Origin of the sequence: Flavobacterium profundi (assembly GCF_006491645.1) — a bacterium.
GTDB lineage: Bacteria > Bacteroidota > Bacteroidia > Flavobacteriales > Flavobacteriaceae > Flavobacterium > Flavobacterium profundi.
The window spans coordinates 22,826-39,846 of record NZ_VDCZ01000012.1; the positions used below are offsets into that span (position 1 = coordinate 22,826).

General features: G+C 30.1%; 18 protein-coding genes. 12 read left to right on the forward strand and 6 right to left on the reverse strand.

The annotated features are described in order from the left end of the window. Window positions 1–44: 44 nt before the first annotated feature. The 4 genes from FHG05_RS14500 to FHG05_RS14515 all read right to left on the reverse strand — a co-directional run bounded on the left by FHG05_RS14500 (window position 45) and on the right by FHG05_RS14515 (window position 3,426). A complete protein-coding gene (locus tag FHG05_RS14500; protein WP_140998824.1) occupies window positions 45–785 on the reverse strand; it encodes a head GIN domain-containing protein in 741 nt (246 codons plus the stop codon). 29 nt (window positions 786–814) lie between these two features. Beyond that, window positions 815–2,512 carry a PspC domain-containing protein gene (locus FHG05_RS14505; RefSeq protein WP_140998825.1) on the reverse strand — a complete coding sequence of 566 codons (1,698 nt, stop codon included), beginning with the start codon at window positions 2,510–2,512 and terminating at the stop codon, window positions 815–817. A gap of 5 nt (window positions 2,513–2,517) precedes the next feature. Continuing rightward, window positions 2,518–2,853: a PadR family transcriptional regulator gene (locus FHG05_RS14510; RefSeq protein WP_140998826.1), complete on the reverse strand. Its 336-nt coding sequence runs from the start codon at window positions 2,851–2,853 to the stop codon at window positions 2,518–2,520. A gap of 117 nt (window positions 2,854–2,970) precedes the next feature. After that, on the reverse strand, window positions 2,971–3,426 hold the full coding sequence (locus tag FHG05_RS14515; RefSeq protein ID WP_140998827.1) for a DUF4870 domain-containing protein: 456 nt from the start codon (window positions 3,424–3,426) through the stop codon (window positions 2,971–2,973). Between the two features lie 192 nt (window positions 3,427–3,618). Here FHG05_RS14515 and FHG05_RS14520 point away from each other — a divergent pair, with 192 nt between their 5' ends. Next, window positions 3,619–4,074: a DUF4442 domain-containing protein gene (locus FHG05_RS14520; protein ID WP_140998828.1), complete on the forward strand. Its 456-nt coding sequence runs from the start codon at window positions 3,619–3,621 to the stop codon at window positions 4,072–4,074. A 78-nt stretch (window positions 4,075–4,152) separates the two neighbouring features. Next, window positions 4,153–5,058: a TIGR01777 family oxidoreductase gene (locus FHG05_RS14525; RefSeq protein ID WP_140998829.1), complete on the forward strand. Its 906-nt coding sequence runs from the start codon at window positions 4,153–4,155 to the stop codon at window positions 5,056–5,058. A 49-nt stretch (window positions 5,059–5,107) separates the two neighbouring features. Here FHG05_RS14525 and FHG05_RS14530 read toward each other — a convergent pair whose 3' ends face one another. Further along, window positions 5,108–5,773, reverse strand: coding sequence for a YceI family protein (locus tag FHG05_RS14530; protein WP_140998830.1), 666 nt, complete (start codon window positions 5,771–5,773; stop codon window positions 5,108–5,110). A gap of 172 nt (window positions 5,774–5,945) precedes the next feature. Between FHG05_RS14530 and FHG05_RS14535 the strand changes: the two genes are divergently transcribed. The 9 genes from FHG05_RS14535 (at window position 5,946) to FHG05_RS14575 (ending at window position 13,721) form a co-directional block, all read left to right on the forward strand. Beyond that, window positions 5,946–6,491 carry a nucleotide exchange factor GrpE gene (locus tag FHG05_RS14535; protein ID WP_140998831.1) on the forward strand — a complete coding sequence of 182 codons (546 nt, stop codon included), beginning with the start codon at window positions 5,946–5,948 and terminating at the stop codon, window positions 6,489–6,491. 56 nt (window positions 6,492–6,547) lie between these two features. Then, window positions 6,548–7,663, forward strand: a complete 1,116-nt coding sequence (gene dnaJ, locus FHG05_RS14540; protein ID WP_140998832.1) for a molecular chaperone DnaJ — start codon at window positions 6,548–6,550, stop codon at window positions 7,661–7,663. Between the two features lie 154 nt (window positions 7,664–7,817). Beyond that, the gene (locus FHG05_RS14545) at window positions 7,818–8,312 is read left to right on the forward strand and encodes a hypothetical protein (RefSeq protein ID WP_140998833.1); all 495 of its coding nucleotides are present in this window, start codon (window positions 7,818–7,820) and stop codon (window positions 8,310–8,312) included. 11 nt (window positions 8,313–8,323) lie between these two features. Then, window positions 8,324–9,244: an ABC transporter ATP-binding protein gene (locus FHG05_RS14550; RefSeq protein ID WP_140998834.1), complete on the forward strand. Its 921-nt coding sequence runs from the start codon at window positions 8,324–8,326 to the stop codon at window positions 9,242–9,244. 35 nt (window positions 9,245–9,279) lie between these two features. Beyond that, window positions 9,280–10,593 (forward strand): ABC transporter permease, encoded by a 1,314-nt coding sequence (locus FHG05_RS14555; protein ID WP_140998835.1) that lies wholly within the window; start codon window positions 9,280–9,282, stop codon window positions 10,591–10,593. A gap of 2 nt (window positions 10,594–10,595) precedes the next feature. Continuing rightward, entirely contained in the window at window positions 10,596–10,985 is a 390-nt protein-coding gene (locus tag FHG05_RS14560) for a hypothetical protein (protein ID WP_140998836.1), read from the forward strand. Continuing rightward, window positions 10,960–11,814 carry a mechanosensitive ion channel family protein gene (locus tag FHG05_RS14565; RefSeq protein ID WP_140998837.1) on the forward strand — a complete coding sequence of 285 codons (855 nt, stop codon included), beginning with the start codon at window positions 10,960–10,962 and terminating at the stop codon, window positions 11,812–11,814. Before FHG05_RS14560 ends, FHG05_RS14565 begins: the two co-directional genes overlap by 26 nt. 85 nt (window positions 11,815–11,899) lie before the next feature. Continuing rightward, window positions 11,900–13,063 (forward strand): sigma-54-dependent transcriptional regulator, encoded by a 1,164-nt coding sequence (locus FHG05_RS14570; protein ID WP_140998838.1) that lies wholly within the window; start codon window positions 11,900–11,902, stop codon window positions 13,061–13,063. Window positions 13,064–13,106: 43 nt separating this feature from the next. After that, on the forward strand, window positions 13,107–13,721 hold the full coding sequence (locus FHG05_RS14575; protein WP_140998839.1) for a DEAD/DEAH box helicase: 615 nt from the start codon (window positions 13,107–13,109) through the stop codon (window positions 13,719–13,721). Between the two features lie 214 nt (window positions 13,722–13,935). Here the strand turns inward: FHG05_RS14575 and FHG05_RS14580 are convergent, their stop codons facing one another. Then, window positions 13,936–14,595, reverse strand: coding sequence for a YceI family protein (locus tag FHG05_RS14580; RefSeq protein ID WP_140998840.1), 660 nt, complete (start codon window positions 14,593–14,595; stop codon window positions 13,936–13,938). Window positions 14,596–14,948: 353 nt separating this feature from the next. Here FHG05_RS14580 and FHG05_RS14585 point away from each other — a divergent pair, with 353 nt between their 5' ends. Beyond that, complete coding sequence (locus tag FHG05_RS14585; protein WP_140998841.1) at window positions 14,949–16,973, forward strand: tetratricopeptide repeat-containing sensor histidine kinase; 2,025 nt, start codon at window positions 14,949–14,951, stop codon at window positions 16,971–16,973. Window positions 16,974–17,021 lie beyond the last annotated feature (48 nt).

Here is a 17,021-nt window from a genome sequence, read left to right on the forward strand (position 1 = left end):
TATAAAAAAAACATCAGTGATTAGCTGATGTTTGTTAAAAGTTATTATTTTGAAGAAACACTACCTCCGGAACTTTCATCTTTAATTAAAGAAGAAGGCTTCGTTACAAAATGAATACTGCTTCCGCTCGAGGCATCAGCTTTGAGTTCATTAGTAACATTTACATTTGTAGAACTTCCGCTAGACGAACTAGATTGACCATTTTCTGCAATCAAATTTTCTAGATCTATGGTACTACCACTTGAAGATTCTGTAGTAATTGATTTAGCACTTCCTTTAGCAATAATGGAGCTGCCGCTACTGCTCTCGCAGGATAGATAATTACTTTTCACAGTAATATCTATTACACTACCGCTGCTCGATTCTAATTCTAAATTATCAAAGTCTAATGTTTTCTCACTGTTTATACTTGCGCCACTTGAAGAGGAAATTTTGTTTAAATTAGGTGCGCAAACATAGATTTTTTTAGCTTTGTAGTTTAAAATATTAGCATCAGAATGTATTATTAATTCTCCATCTTTTACTTCAGTAAAAATATGATCTAGTAAATTTTCATCAGCTTCAACTTTAATACTTACGTTGTTGTCCTGTCTTATGATTACGTCTAAACCAGTTTGCGCTTTTACAGCTTGGAAAGGTTTATCTACAGTTCTACTCACTTCAACAATATTTCCATTTCCCGAAATAGTTTCTCGATTCCAATTGGAATTCATACAAGATTGTAATAACAAAACGGTAAGTGCAATTACAAACAATTTTGTTATTTGAATAATTAATTTAGTCATGACAAGTTGTTTATTAGTTATTGATTTTTTTATTCGGCTTCAATTCGTAGTCTATCATCAGTAACATCAATATTGATTTCTTTGTTGTTTACTCGAATAGACATTTTTTCTACAGTATCTTCGTCTTCATTGTCACTTTCCTCATCGTTATCTTCAACCGGACAATTGGTACAGATTGTTTTATTTCCTTCTACTTGATATATATATTCGTCAGAATCATAATGTAAATTGAAGAAATCATTATCCGATCTATCATAGTCTTGAATGCTTTCATCAGGTTTTACATAGGTTCCATTTGGTAAGTAGATGTATATATTTACTTCCTGATCTCTAAATTTGTTTCCAAAAGCCGTTGTGAAATAATTATCTAAAGTAATTCTATTCCCTTGAATATCAAAATTATATCTTATTTTTTCTGAACGGCTTGTTGCTTCTTTATGAGATTTTCCTGTTGCTGAACGTTCTACTTGTAAAAAAGGCTGATTTTCTTCTGTTTTTAGAAAATGAACTCTAACCTTTGTAGAATAAATAATTTCTTTATTATTTTCATCGTGCGTGTATTTGTGGTTTTCTCTTTCGTACAAACTCTTCGCATAATAATTATTGTACTGCATTCTTACAAAAAGAGTATCTGTTGGTTGGATGAAAATTTGTTCTTTTTTTACCGATTTGCCTTCAAAACCCACTGCAGTTGCTTGTTGAATTCCTAAATAGGTAATTCCAATAAGCGCAACAATCCAAATAGCTAATAAAGAATATTTAAAGTTGTTACCCAAAGATTTCATGTTGGTTACCAGTAGTTTAATTCCTAATACTAATAAGAAAAACAATGGAATACCAGCAGCAAACAATAATAACAAACCTTGTATCCACATAGGTACATCAAAATCTAGAGGTGTATGGAAATTGTTAAAGATATACGAATCAGGTAATGAAGAGGAGAATATCATAAAAATGGACCCAATAAGTATTCCTAGCAAAGCCATTGCAGAGAAAAAGATGATAAATAATCCAATTACTTTCGAGATGATTTTAAAAAAGCTTAGGAATAAATCACTAAGTGTTGCACCAATTTGATTCGCCCCAGATCGAGCAGAATTTGCTATTTTTTGATGATCAATGTTGTTGATTTTATCACTAATGTCGTTAATTCCTTCCTTGACTTTTTTTTCAATATTAGAAATTGTAATCGGTTCACCTCTCATTTCTAATTTCTGAGAGGTGGTGATTGCTTCAGGTACAATAACCCATAATAATAAATAGATTAATATTGGGCTACCTACTCCCGCAACAACGATTAATACAATTCCTAAACGTATCCATAATGGATCAATGTTAAAATAATGTCCGAAACCAGAAGCGACACCTCCTAAAATGGCATTGTCTTTATCTCTGTATAATCGTTTGTTTCTTCCCGTTTTAGAACTTGAAGTATACGTTCTTTCGTTACTATATGAAGTTTCTTCATCTATTTTGTAATCTTCAGGTTGCCCCATGATGGCGATAACCTCATCAATCTCGGAAAGTGTAATTACTTGTTTTTCATTTTTAATTCTTTCTTGAAAAAGTTCAGCAATTCTACTTTCAATATCTTTTATGATTTCATCTCTTCCTTCAGGTGAAAGCGATCTTTTTACAGCATCAAAATAACGTGATAATTTTTGATACGCATCTTCATCTATATGAAAAAAGAAACCTCCTAAATTTATACTAATTGTTTTGTTCATGACTCTTAATTTTGGCTAGTTTGTGTTATTATATTCACTGCATCAGATAATTCTGTCCAGGTACTATTTAATTCATTTAAAAATTCTTTCCCTAATTCGGTTAGGCCATAATATTTTCTTGGTGGTCCCGATGTGGATTCTTCCCAACGATAATTTAACAATCCATCGTTTTTTAATCTAGTTAATAGAGGATATACAGTTCCTTCAACTACTAGTAATTTTGCATTTTTTAGAGTCTCTAGAATTTCAGAAGTATACGCATCATTTTCTTTTAAGACAGAAAGGATACAGAACTCTAAAACACCTTTTCTCATCTGAGCTTTTGTGTTTTCAATATTCATAATTCATTTTGTTTTTTTAATTAAACTGTTCATTTTTTGATTTTTTAAATTCCTCATTTTATTGAGTAATTTATTGATTGATTGATTGATTGATTGATTGTGATTTGATGATTGAAACTATTTTATAAAATTTATGGTTAGTGGATAGTGATAATATTCTCCGTTTGCACTTTTAAAAGAAGCATAAATAATTAAAAAGAATTCACCTAACTTTAAAAAAAGTGCAATTATTACAGCGACGATACCAAGAATTACCATACCACTTATGTTTTCTGCAGTTATGATTTCTCTTACTGTAACTTGTTGGTCACTGATTTCTAATCTTTCAATTATATTAATAAACCAATACAAGCAAGTAGGAATTGCAATTACTAAAGCAATTAAAGAATATAACAACATACTTAATTGAAAATTTAAAGCTTGTTTTCCAGTATAATCTATAAAAGCAGATTTTTCTTTTTTAGATGACCAAAGTAATAGAGGAAATAAATAATTTCCGAAAGGAATTAAATACTGACTCAATGTACTTAGATGTATTAATGAACCTATGCTTTTTTCGTTTGAAGTTTCCATAATTATTTGTTTTTAGATTTGATGATTTTTAAAAGAACTATCTTATAGCTATTAATTTCTTATACAAAGATAAGTCTAAAAACTAGTATTATGTTACGCATAGTACTAATATTTAACAAAAAATTAACATTTAATAAAAATAGTATGAGTGCATAGTATTTTTTGTATTTTTACAAAAAAAATATACTAGTTATGCGATTTACACCATCAAAATTAAATACTTTCATGTTCTTTAAATTGCCATCCGCTTACTGGTCTGGCGTTAGAGTTAAGAATATTAATCCAGAGACTTGTTCAGTTACAGTAAAACACAGATGGTTTAATCAAAACCCTTTTAATTCTATGTATTTTGCGGTTCAAGCTATGGCAGCTGAATTTACAACGGGTGCTTTAGTTATGTATCAAATTAAAGAAAGTGGGGCCAATATTTCAATGTTAGTAGCAAATAATAAAAGTAGTTTTACAAAAAAGGCAACTGGAAGAATTACATTTACCTGTGTGCAGGGAAATCAAATTAAAGAAACCATCCAAAAAGCAATAAGTACTAAAGAAGGTCAGACCATTTGGTTGACTTCTATTGGTGTAAATGAAAAAGGAGAACAAGTTTCTGAAATGCAATTTGAATGGACCATTAAGACAAGAGGTTAATTGGTACACATGTTAACATTCGTTAATTAAATAGTAACGCACTGAATTACTTTGTATTTTTGTTAAAAAAGATAGCGTATGAAAGTCTTAATAACAGGTGCGACTGGTTTGGTGGGAAATGAGTTATCCAGCTTATTACTTCAAAATGGAGTAACAGTACATTATTTATCGACTTCTAAATCTAAATTAGTCTCTGAATCCAATTATAAAGGTTTTTATTGGAACCCAAATGCTGGTGACATAGATAAAAATGCATTGGATGAAGTAGATGTTATTGTACATTTAGCAGGGGCTTCTGTATCAGAAAGATGGACCACATCTTATAAAGAAGAGATTATAAATAGTAGAGTTTTATCTACTCGATTATTATTTCAAACACTTTCTAAGAATCAAAATCAAGTGAAGCATATTATTTCAGCTTCTGCTATCGGTATTTATCCGAGTAGCTATGATGCTGTTTATAGTGAAGATAATCAGAAAGTTGACGCTTCTTTCTTAGGGGAAGTTGTACAACAATGGGAAGAAGAAGTGGATCAATTTGAGCGATTGGGAATTCTTGTATCAAAAGTTAGAACAGGTATTGTATTAGCTGAAGAAGGAGGAGCATTACAAAAAATGGCAAAACCTATCAAATTAGGTTTGGGTGCCGCTTTTGGGACTGGTAAACAATACCAATCTTGGATACATAATCATGATTTAGCTTCTTTATATTATTATATTATTCAGCATAAATTAGAAGGGATTTATAATGCAGTATCTCCTTATCCTGTGACCAATGAAGGATTAACCAAAGCTATTGCTAAGACTCTAGCTGTGCCTTATTTTATGCCTAATATTCCAAAATTTGTCCTGAAAATAATACTTGGTGAAATGCATCAAATCTTATTTACGAGTCAAAATGTGAGTGCTAGAAAAATTTTGGAAAAAGGATTTCAATTTAAATATGCTTCTTTGGATAAAGCCTTGCAAGAACTATTAACATAAAAAAGTCGCTACACAAATAACGATATTTTTATATAGAAATATTACAAAACTAGTTTGTAGCTTTTACTTTTACAGTTAGTTCAATTTCGTCATCAATAAATTGATCTTTTAAATCATCAAAAACAGATTTAGAGGCATAGTCAATACCCCATTTTGTTCTGTCAATTTTAAAAGTATCTGAAATTATAGAAATTTCATGTTCTGAAATTGAAATTTTTGCTAGAAATTGTACAACATTAGCAATTTCTTTTATGGTTAAGGTTCCTTTTATCATGAATTTATCTCCTTCTTGTATACAAGAGTTGATTTTAAATGAACTCGTAGGGAATTTTGAAGTGTTAAAAAAGTGATCTTCAGATTTTTTATCACCTAATCCTTTTAAATGGCTTTCTAATTTAATTTTTTCATCTTCTGCTTCTAAATCTGTAACATTAATTGTAGTCATGTCAATGATAAATAAACCATCGTTTATTTGACCATTAATTACTTCAAAGTTACCCTCTTTAAGTTCTATTGTACCAGTATGTTCACCAGTAGGTTTAGAACCAATCCAATCAATAATAGAAAAAGTGGTGTCAACAGTATAATTTCCAGAATAATTAGTTGTTAGATGTTTCTCATTAGTACTATTTTCAGTATTTTCAGTTGAAGTTTCTTTGCAACTATTAAAAAATAATAGCCCAAATACAACTAGACTTAAAATGCTTTTTTTCATAATGAATTTCTAATTTTTTAATCAATAGGTCCAAATATAGGGATAAATAAAAAGAATAAAGACTGAATTTCTGAAATATAGCTAGTATATTCAGTGACAATTTGGCATTTTTATTTTTTTGGCAGTACATTTGCGATATCAAGTAAATAAAATTTATCTAAATAATATAAGTATGAGTCAGGATAATACTGAAAATATTGAAAAGGAAAATATTGAAAAAGAGATCATTCAAGACGAGAATGTTTCAGAAAATCAGCCTGTTGCTTTAACAGTTGAAGAACAACTTCAAGAAGATTTAGCAAAAGAAAAGGATAAATTTTTGCGTTTATTTGCTGAATTTGAAAACTATAAAAAAAGAACCACTAAAGAGCGAATTGATTTATTTAAAACAGCGAATCAAGAAGTATTACAATCCATGTTGCCAGTTTTGGATGATTTTGATAGAGCTTGGGACCAAATTTCTAAATCGGAAGACGAAGCTTTGGTTACTGGTGTAGCCTTAATTCATGAAAAATTGAAATCTACTTTAATGTCTAAAGGATTGGAAGTTGTTGAAATTAAAGCAGGTGACGATTTTAATGCAGATTTTGCTGAAGCGATTACTCAAATTCCTGCTCCCTCTCAAGAATTGAAAGGAAAAATTGTTGATGTTATTGAGAAAGGTTATAAACTGGGAGATAAAATTATTCGTTTTCCAAAAGTAGTGATAGGTAATTAATAATCTATTTTATACAACAAAATAAAAAAGATTATAAATAGGAATTTTTGAAGTTTATGAAAAAAGATTTTTACGAAATATTAGGAATAAGCAAAGGAGCATCTGCTGAAGAAATTAAAAAAGCGTATCGAAAAAAAGCGATTCAATACCACCCTGATAAAAATCCAGGTGACAAAACAGCAGAAGAAAATTTTAAATTGGCTGCGGAGGCCTATGAAATATTAAGTGATCCTGACAAAAAAGCACGCTACGATCAATACGGTCATGCGGCATTTGATGGTGCAGGCGGTTTTGGAGGCGGTCATATGAATATGGATGATATTTTTAGCCAGTTTGGTGATATTTTTGGAAGTGCTTTTGGAGGCGGTTTTGGAGGCGGATTTAGTGGTGGTGGTCAAAGAAGGGTGAAAGGAAGTAATCTAAGGATTAAAGTGAAACTTACCTTAGAAGATATTGTAAATGGTGTAGAGAAGAAAGTAAAAGTTAAACGTAAAGTTCAAGCAAAAGGAGTTACCTATAAAACCTGTTCAACATGTAATGGGAGCGGGCAAATAATGCGTGTTACCAATACAATATTAGGTAGAATGCAAACAGCCTCTACATGTTCTACATGTGGTGGATCAGGTCAAATATTAGATGCTAAACCAGCTGGTGCTGATGCGTATGGTATGGTAATGGAAGACGATACAGTTTCAATCAAAATTCCAGCAGGAGTAGTTGACGGAATGCAATTAAAAGTTTCTAATAAAGGAAATGAAGCTCCTGGAAGTAATAGTATTCCTGGTGATTTAATTGTAGCCATTGAAGAATTAGAGCATGAGTTTTTGAAGCGTGAAGGTGAAAATCTACACTATGATTTATACATTAGTTTTCCAGAGGCTGCTTTAGGGGTTTCTAAAGAAATTGAAGCAGTTGGTGGAAAAGTGAGAATCAAATTAGAAGAAGGAATTCAATCGGGTAAAATCCTTAGATTAAAAGGAAAAGGTATACCGAGTTTAAATGGTTATGGAAGTGGGGACTTATTAGTACATGTTAATGTTTGGACTCCAAAATCATTAAATAAAGAACAAAAGTCCTTTTTTGAATCCTTATTAAGTGAAGATAATTTTAAACCATCCCCTGAAAAATCGGACAAATCTTTTTTTGAAAAAGTAAAGGATATGTTTTCATAATTAAATAAAAATATATACATTTGAAATTCACTTCCTTAGGGAAAGTGAATTTTTCTTTTTCATAGCAATTTTTCCCATCCTTCGTAAAAAAGGGATGGGTTTTTTGTAACATTTCTAAAATATCTATACTAATTATTGCAGTAAATAATGTATTATGGAATATTTTGTAATGGCAGAAAGTTGTAATACGTACAATCTGATACACAATCATTCTGTACTCGGAGAAATGAACTACAAAGGTTGGTTCAATGTTAATTATCCTTCTTTTTTTATTAATGACTCAGGTAACTTTATAATAAAAAAGCCTAGTATTTGGAAGTCTAACTTTTCCATTTATAATGGGAATCAAAAAATTCTCTCTGCCATATTTCAATGGAATGGTAGTGTACACCTAAAATTATATGATGAAAGTAAAACCGAAGTTTTCAAATTAAAAAGGAAAAGCATTTGGAAATCAAATTACAGCTTACTAAATGAGGAAGGAAAGGAGCTGCTTTTTATTTCTTGTCAGTACCAATGGAAGATTTGGAAAACGAAGTATTGTATTCAAGAAAACACTACTTTTACAAGTAATAACAAAGAAATGCTATATCTTACCTTAATTCATTGTATCATCAACTTAAAAAATAGAGCAGCAGCAGTTGCTTAAAATAAACCAATATGAATAATATACTTGAAGTAAACAATGTAGTCAAAAAGTATGGAGATTACACAGCCTTAAATAATGTTTCTTTAGCTGTTCCTTCTGGCAGTATTTATGGTCTTTTAGGTCCAAATGGAGCAGGAAAAACAACACTCATTAGAATTATTAATCAAATTACCATGCCTGATTCAGGTAAAGTACTATTAGACGGAAAAGTACTAAACCCTAATCATATTCAATACATTGGTTACCTTCCAGAAGAAAGAGGCTTGTACAAAACTATGAAAGTGGGTGAACAATGTCTCTATCTTGCCCAACTGAAAGGATTATCTCATCAAGAAGCTAAAAAACAATTGCAATTTTGGTTCGAAAAATTTGGTATCCAAGAATGGTGGAATAAAAAAATTCAAGAACTATCTAAAGGAATGGCTCAAAAAATTCAGTTTGTAGTTACGGTTTTACACCAACCCAAATTATTAATTTTAGACGAACCTTTCTCTGGTTTTGACCCGGTAAATGCCAATTTAATTAAGGATGAAATTATTGAATTAAATAAAAAAGGAACATCTATTATATTCTCTACGCATCGTATGGAAAGCGTAGAAGAAATGTGCAATCACATCGCTTTAATTCATAAATCGAATAAATTAATTGAAGGTAAATTAAACGATGTGAAACAACAATACAGAAGCAATACGTTTCAAATTGGTATTTTAACGAATAACATTGAAGGACTTATGTATCAGTTAACGCAAAAATTTGAAGTAAATCCAACGCATTTTAAATCTTTAAATGAGGATATAAAATTAGAAATTAATGTTGGGAATCACTCTTCTAACGAACTATTATCGATATTAACCAATTTTGGACAAGTAACACACTTTGTCGAAAAAATACCAAGTGTTAATGATATTTTTATTCAAACTGTTTCCCAATAATTCGCGTACTAAAGTTACCAAATACAAGTAAAAAAATGAACAAATTATTCTTAATTTTAAAAAGAGAATTCATTGCAAAAGTGAGAAACAAATCCTTTATTGTAATGACTTTTTTAAGTCCAATGTTATTTGTTGGAATTGCAGTATTAGTAGGATATTTATCTTCAATGAATAAAGATAAAGCTACAGAAATAGCCATTCACGACGAAGGAGGATATGTTAAATCTACTTTTAAAAATAATAAAGATTATCACTATACGGATATTTCTGCTATGCCTTTTGATATTGCGAAAGACTCAGCTTCTAAAAATTATGAAGGCCTATTATATATACCAAAAGTTGATTCTATTCAATCATTAAAAGATAAAGTAGAATATATATCTGAAAATAGTGCGAGCATTAATTTCATTGGTCAAGTGGAAGAAAAGGTAGATTCTGTTTTAACTTCAGATCGATTGAAAAATTTAGGATTAGACGAACAAATGATTGTTGGTGCTAAAGTGAATTCTAATTTAAAATTATCTAAATTTTCTGGAGGAGAAAGTCTAAAAGGATTAAACGAAATTAAAATTGCTATTGGTGGTTTTATGGGATATTTAATCATGATGTTTATTGTTATCTACGGTAATTTTGTCATGCGAAGTGTAATTGAAGAGAAAACCAATCGTATTATTGAAATTATAATTTCATCTGTGAAACCGTTTCAATTAATGATGGGTAAAATTATTGGTAACTCTTTAGCGGGTATACTTCAGTTTTTAATTTGGATAATTGTTGGACTTTTATTAGCCTTTGTGGCTCAAACATTTTTTGGTTTACAACTAAGTTCTAATGCATCTATGTCTCCAGAAATGATGCAAGCAGCAGAACAATCAGCGGGAATGCTAAAACTACAATCTTACATTACAGAAATTGTAAATTTACCTTTAGGCCTTATGCTGTTTTGTTTTGTAATCTACTTCATTGGAGGGTATTTCTTATATAGCTCATTATATGCAGCTATTGGTGCAGCAGTGGACTCTGAAACCGATTCGCAACAATTTTTATTGCCTATTATAATGCCATTGATTTTAGGAGTTTATATTGGGTTTTTCACTGTAATTAATGATCCTCACGGAACGGTTGCTACTGTTTTCTCCATTATTCCACTTACATCTCCTATCGTAATGTTAATGCGAATTCCATTTTTAGAACCGCAACATTATTGGCAATTGATTCTTTCTATAGTACTTTTATTTGGAAGTTTTATCTTTGTAGTTTGGTTTGCAGCCAAAATCTATCGCGTTGGAATTTTAATGTATGGTAAAAAACCTACATGGAAAGAATTGTTTAAGTGGATGAAATATTAAAAATGACAAAAAAAAATATTGCTATAGCTGGCCTTATTGCTTTTTCCTATTCTTGTATTGGTTATTATCCCAAAGAGGTTTTTACGTCTTTGCAGGATGAACCAATAACATGTAAGAAAAAAGATAGTATTGTAGCATTATATTTTGAAGGGGAGCCTATTAATTTTGAATATGAAAAAGTCGGTCTAATAGAAATTCAAGGCGCTAATTATGATAATGACAGTCAGGTAATTAGTGATTTAAAAAAGTTAGCTATTGCAAAATGTTGTGATGCAGTAATAGGAATAAGGAAAGGCAGTGTCGAAAGAGAAGAAGGGTTAGCTTTTGTAGGAGAAGAAGGTTTCACTTATAAATCAATTACTTACTATGGAATCGGTATTAGACGAAACTAATGTTTTTGAAACGTTTAGAAAAATTATCAATTTTAAATTAATTGATACAGATACTATTGATATAACTGTTGGAACATTTGCTTTACTTTTAATCGTTCTTATTTTAACTAGTTTTTTGTTGAAATTAATTCGAATGGTGGTAACTCGAAAATTGCCATTAGAAGATAAGAATAGATTCATTAGTTTCTTTCAGTTTATCCGCTATATCGTTTTTATTTTCGCAGTTATTTTTGCTTTAGATGTCTCTGGCGTAAATATGAGCGTGCTTCTAACTGCCTCAGCAGCCTTATTGGTTGGTTTAGGTTTCGCATTGCAACAATTGTTCCAAGATATTATTTCTGGAGTATTGATAATTTTAGATCAATCTTTGCATGTAGGCGATATTGTTGAAGTAGATGGTAAAGTTGGAAAAGTACTAGAAATAAAGTTAAGAACTACTAGAGTAGTCACAAGAAACGATAGGGTAATGGTAATTCCAAATCATAAGTTTATGATGGATACCCTTTTTAACTGGACTCAAAATAGTTTTACCAATAGAGAACAAGTAGATGTAGGTGTGGCTTATGGTAGCGATGTGGAATTAGTTCGTAGGCTAATGTTGCAATGTGCTCAAAGTGCTGAAAATGTATTAAATGAACCAGAGCCTTTGGTTTTGTTTGAAGATTTTGCAGATTCATCCTTGAATTTTTCACTGTATTTTTATGTGTCAGATGGCATGCAAAGTCCCAAAATTAAAAGCGATTTGCGATTTAGAATCGATGCTATTTTTAGACAAAATAACATTTCAATACCTTTCCCTCAAAGAGATGTACATATCATAAAGCAATAACAGAATTTACATTCCTAGAAATGTATGTATTTTTCATTAACTTTGAAGCCAATAGAAGAAATTAGTTACAAATTAGAAACACAATATGCCAAAAATATTAGTTATTGAAGACGAAGCGGCTATTCGTAGAGTATTGGTAAAAATACTGTCAGAAGAAAACGATAGCTATCAGGTAGATGAAGCTGAAGATGGAGTTCAAGGAACCGAAAAAATAAAAAATGAAGACTATGATTTAGTGCTTTGCGATATCAAAATGCCTAAAATGGATGGTGTAGAAGTATTGGAGGCAGTAAAAAAGATAAAACCTGAAATTCCGATGGTCATGATTTCTGGTCATGGTGATTTAGAAACGGCAGTAAACACCATGCGATTAGGAGCATTTGATTACATTTCAAAACCACCAGATTTAAATCGACTTTTGAATACGGTACGAAATGCTTTAGACAAAAAGAAATTAGTAGTTGAAAACAAAATCTTGAAAAAGAAAGTGAGTAAAAACTACGAAATGATTGGTGAAAGTGACGCAATCAACCATATTCGTACAATGATTGACAAAGTTGCACCAACAGACGCGCGTGTTTTAATTACAGGACCTAATGGTACAGGAAAAGAATTAGTAGCACATCAATTACATGAAAAAAGTGAACGATCAAATCAACCCATTATTGAAGTTAACTGCGCAGCAATACCTGCTGAATTAATTGAAAGTGAGTTGTTTGGTCATGTAAAAGGAGCTTTTACTTCAGCTGTAAAAGATAGAGCGGGTAAATTCGAAGCAGCTAATGGTGGAACTATTTTCTTAGATGAAATTGGTGACATGAGTTTGCCAGCACAAGCAAAAGTATTAAGAGCTTTACAAGAGAATTTAATTCAACGTGTAGGAGCTGACAAAGATATTAAAGTAGATGTGCGTGTAGTTGCTGCTACAAATAAAGATCTAAAGAAAGAAATTGAAGAAGGTCGTTTTAGAGAGGATTTATACCATCGTTTAGCTGTAATTTTAATTAAAGTTCCAGCTTTGAATGATAGAAGAGACGATATTCCTGCTTTATTAGAACATTTTACTCATAAAATCGCAGAAGAACAAGGTAATTCTACGAAGAAGTTTTCTAAATCGGCGATTAAATTATTGCAAGAATACGATTGGACAGGAAATATTAGAGAACTTAGAAATGTAGTCGAACGATTAATTATTCTTGGTGGAACCGAAATATCCGAACAAGATGTCAAACTATTTGCTAGTAAATAATTTTGGTTAAAAGCAACAACTTTTTACCCAAATAAAAGAATCAATGAATTTAAAAAAGATAAATGCAGCACTTCAAAAAGCCTTAATTGAAAACGGTTTTGAAGAAGCTACTGAATTGCAAGAAGAAACTTTTTCATATATAAAAAGTGGGGCAGATGTGGTTATACAAGGAGAAAAAGGCTCTGGAAAAACAATAGCTCTAATTTTAAACATTATTCACAAACTCAAAGAGCCTTTTGAAGAATCACCAAGGGCTTTGATTATGGTGGAAGACAAACCACAAGTGTTAGCATTATACGAATTGTTTGAACAACTCAATAAATACAATAAATTACGCTTGTATTATACGCATGATAAAACTGATTTTGATGATGATAAAAATCAAATTTCATTGGGGATTGATGTATTAATTGGGACACCCAATCGTTTAAACGAAATGTTTTCAGGAGCAGGATTTAATGTAAATAAATTACAAGTTATCGCTTTTGATGATGTAGATGTATTGCTTAGAAATCGTTATGAAAATAAAATATTGCGTTTGCTTGGAAGTATTGAAAAAGGACAACGCTTGTATTTTTGTTCTCAAATTACCGAAAGGGTAGAAGCGGTAGCTTTAAATGATGAAGAACGCGAACCTATTTTCTTGGAAATGGAATAAGAGTAAATACTAAATTAAGAAAGGAAGAATTTTTTAAATGTAGTTTTAAATTTATGAATAGTAAAAAGTATAAATTTTCTTGTTTATTCTTCATTTTAATTTTCATTATTTTTCTAGGATTCTTTTTCTATTTAATTTGGCTTTTCTTTTACTTAAAATATACAGATTAAAAAAGCCAAGCATTTGCTTGGCTTTTCATTTATTAAATATTTTATTATTCAAACTGAACCGAACCGTTTATAGCTACTTCACTCCAAGTTTTGCTCACACCGTCAGGACCTTTGTGTAATTCAAAACAAGCTTTATTAATGGCTTCAATAGCAGCTTGACCACCAAAATCATCTAAGTTAATCGTTGAACTAATAGCAAATTTCTTATTTTCAAAAGTATAAGGAACTTCCATTTGTTTGGTTACATCATTTAAAGTTAATGTCAAGAAACATTTGCCTTCTCTAAAATTGAATGCGCCACCTATCATTTCTGTATTTTTCAAAGCGGCAAAGAAAATCGTTTTCAATTTGCTATCACGGTCTTCATTATTGGTAAATAAACTACTCACAGGAATGGAGAAGGATGCTCCTTCTAAAACGCTTTCTGGAGTAGTACCATTTTGAGTATTTTTCAATTCAATTTGTTTAAAACTCCCACCAACAGCTACTTTATCTGTAGTTTTATATGCTGTCCAATTTACTTTTGTGGAATCTGAAATAATTTGTAAACCACTTGTTGCTTCGGTTTTAACCTCTTCTCCAGGAGTTTCTTCTTGTTTGTCTTCTTTTTTACAACTTGTAAAAGCTAAAGCTAAGGAAAAAGTAAGAATAGCTATTTTTTTATTCATCCTGTTTAATTGGTGTTTGTAAATCCTCGTTTTCATAAGATTGATTTTGTTAAAAATTCTATATCAAAGATAGGAAGAAAATTATCGTGTAACAAGATACGGTTGATAAAGATTGACTTAATTTTTTCAATAAAAAAATAGTAGATGAATAAAAATAACACATATCGATAGTTGATGCCACAAAAGGATAGTAATTTCATTACAAAAGGACTTAGTTTTGTTATTATTAGGGGTAACTTAAGAATTGTTAAGTTTCGAGTAGTAAAATTAAATTAAAATTTGATTTGGAAACCGTCCTGTTAAGGACGGTTTTTTTTATAAATTTCTATCTTTAGATATTCAAAAATTAAAATTATAGAATAAGTATATTAGCAACTTATAGGCTTATAATGCAAAAGATAATTTGTTTACTCTTTTTTTTATTTAAAACTACTTTCATTCTTTGTCAAAACGAATATGAAAAAAGTAGTGATAGCTTACTAGTTTTAATTAATGAAACCAATGATGATCATCTAAAAATGGATTATTATATTAATCTTTGTGATCTGTATGTAGAAAATGATTTAAAAGAAATAAAAAAAATAAATCCCAAATTATTTGCTGTTTCAAAAAAAATAAACTCCAAAAAAGGATTAGCTTTCTATTATTTTTACAACGCCATCCTACTTAGAAATTCTAATCAAGAAGGAGCAGCTTTTACCAATATTGAAGAATCTATCTCCATTTTTAAAGAAATTAAAGATTGGGACAATTACTTTATTGCAAATGCGAAGTTTGGTCATTATTTGATACTAAATGAAAACTATCTCAAAGCTGAAAACTTACTCAATGAGAATATAAAGTTCGCATTGAAACTAAACAATGAAAAGGTTTCTTATTTGTATTATATTATGAGTCAGATGTATAACTTTAAGAGTGATTATAATGAAGCCTTAGTTTATGCAAAGAAAGCCTTAGATTCTGAAAAGAATATTTCTCAAACCATAAAAATTTACAATTTAGCATCGAATATTTATCGTTCTTTAAAAAATTTCGATGAAGCGCTACAATTCAACCAAATGGGGATAGATCTTGAAAAATCAATTAGTGGTTTAAATCTACTTTTTTTTACTAGAGCCATCATTTTTTTTGATATGAAACGATATCATGAAGCTCTTGATTTGGCTTTAAATTATAAGAAGCATTTGGTGAAAAAGAAGAGTAATCGTAGCTTAATAGATTGTAATATTTTTATTTCAAAATGTTATTTTTATTTAGAAGATTATCATTTAGCAAATAAGTGTGTTGATGAAGTTTTAAATGTTGAAATTCCAAGAGCCGATATTAAGATGATGGCTTATGGTCTTAAAAGTAAAATCAGTTTGAAACAACACCGTCTAAACGATGCTAAAAAATACATTGATAAAGCGTTACGATTACTTCATGGCAATCATTATTATGAAATTAAATTGTTTGTATATGAAACAAAATTTGAAGTGGAAGAAGAATTAGGAAATTACAAAACAGCGCTTACGTTTTCTAAAAAAATTATGGAAATCAATAATTTGAATTATGAGACTGATAATGTAGATAGGCTAAATCAATTGCAAATTAATTTTAATATTTCTGAAAAAGAAAATAAAATAAAAAGTTTGCAACTTCAAGAATTGAAAAGTACCATGAAAATTGAGAAACAAAAAAATTATATTATTTATATTTCCATTGCTTGTTTTGTAGCTTTACTTTCAGTTTTATTTTATTTGAAAAACAACATTACTATTAAGAAAAAGAATGCTTTAATTGAAAGCGAAAAACTATTGACTCAGAAATCTCTTCAAGAGAAAGAAGTCTTGTTAAAAGAAATACATCATCGAGTTAAGAACAATTTACAATTGGTAAAAAGCTTATTGTATTTACAAGCCAAACAACAAGATGTAAGCTTGAAAACCTTTGTTGAAGCCTCTCAATCTAGAATTTTATCTATGGCTTTAATACACGAAAATTTATATTTAAAAGGAGATTTAAGTCAGGTTGATTTTAAAGAATATCTCCATAGGTTAGCACAGAATATTTTAGAAGCGCATAAGAATGAGAACAAGCTAATTGAATTACAAATCGAAGTAGAGCCAATCTATTTTAATATTCAAACTGCTATTCCTTTAGGTTTAATTATTAATGAGTTGGTAACGAATGCCTACAAACATGCTTTTATTATTAAACAAAAGGGTACAATACGACTTGTGCTGAAAAAAAAGGGGGATTGCTATTACGATTTAAATGTAATTGATGATGGTGATGGTATTGGAAAATTTAAACGTCCCATTCATTCTTTGGGTTTGGATTTAGTACATCAATTAGTAGTACAAATTAACGGGAAACTTTTCCTAAGCCATGAAGAAGGTATGCATTTTACCATACAATTTAAAAAAGCTTAAAAATAAATGTCCGTTTAATACTGTTCCCAATTGTTTGTTATTTTTTAA

Coding starts and splice junctions, on each gene's coding strand:
- FHG05_RS14500 (WP_140998824.1), bottom strand. CDS start 785: ATGACTAAATTAATTATTCAAATAACAAAATTGTTTGTAATTGCACTT.
- FHG05_RS14505 (WP_140998825.1), bottom strand. CDS start 2,512: ATGAACAAAACAATTAGTATAAATTTAGGAGGTTTCTTTTTTCATATA.
- FHG05_RS14510 (WP_140998826.1), bottom strand. CDS start 2,853: ATGAATATTGAAAACACAAAAGCTCAGATGAGAAAAGGTGTTTTAGAG.
- FHG05_RS14515 (WP_140998827.1), bottom strand. CDS start 3,426: ATGGAAACTTCAAACGAAAAAAGCATAGGTTCATTAATACATCTAAGT.
- FHG05_RS14520 (WP_140998828.1), top strand. CDS start 3,619: ATGCGATTTACACCATCAAAATTAAATACTTTCATGTTCTTTAAATTG.
- FHG05_RS14525 (WP_140998829.1), top strand. CDS start 4,153: ATGAAAGTCTTAATAACAGGTGCGACTGGTTTGGTGGGAAATGAGTTA.
- FHG05_RS14530 (WP_140998830.1), bottom strand. CDS start 5,773: ATGAAAAAAAGCATTTTAAGTCTAGTTGTATTTGGGCTATTATTTTTT.
- FHG05_RS14535 (WP_140998831.1), top strand. CDS start 5,946: ATGAGTCAGGATAATACTGAAAATATTGAAAAGGAAAATATTGAAAAA.
- dnaJ (WP_140998832.1), top strand. CDS start 6,548: ATGAAAAAAGATTTTTACGAAATATTAGGAATAAGCAAAGGAGCATCT.
- FHG05_RS14545 (WP_140998833.1), top strand. CDS start 7,818: ATGGAATATTTTGTAATGGCAGAAAGTTGTAATACGTACAATCTGATA.
- FHG05_RS14550 (WP_140998834.1), top strand. CDS start 8,324: ATGAATAATATACTTGAAGTAAACAATGTAGTCAAAAAGTATGGAGAT.
- FHG05_RS14555 (WP_140998835.1), top strand. CDS start 9,280: ATGAACAAATTATTCTTAATTTTAAAAAGAGAATTCATTGCAAAAGTG.
- FHG05_RS14560 (WP_140998836.1), top strand. CDS start 10,596: ATGACAAAAAAAAATATTGCTATAGCTGGCCTTATTGCTTTTTCCTAT.
- FHG05_RS14565 (WP_140998837.1), top strand. CDS start 10,960: ATGGAATCGGTATTAGACGAAACTAATGTTTTTGAAACGTTTAGAAAA.
- FHG05_RS14570 (WP_140998838.1), top strand. CDS start 11,900: ATGCCAAAAATATTAGTTATTGAAGACGAAGCGGCTATTCGTAGAGTA.
- FHG05_RS14575 (WP_140998839.1), top strand. CDS start 13,107: ATGAATTTAAAAAAGATAAATGCAGCACTTCAAAAAGCCTTAATTGAA.
- FHG05_RS14580 (WP_140998840.1), bottom strand. CDS start 14,595: ATGAAAACGAGGATTTACAAACACCAATTAAACAGGATGAATAAAAAA.
- FHG05_RS14585 (WP_140998841.1), top strand. CDS start 14,949: ATGCAAAAGATAATTTGTTTACTCTTTTTTTTATTTAAAACTACTTTC.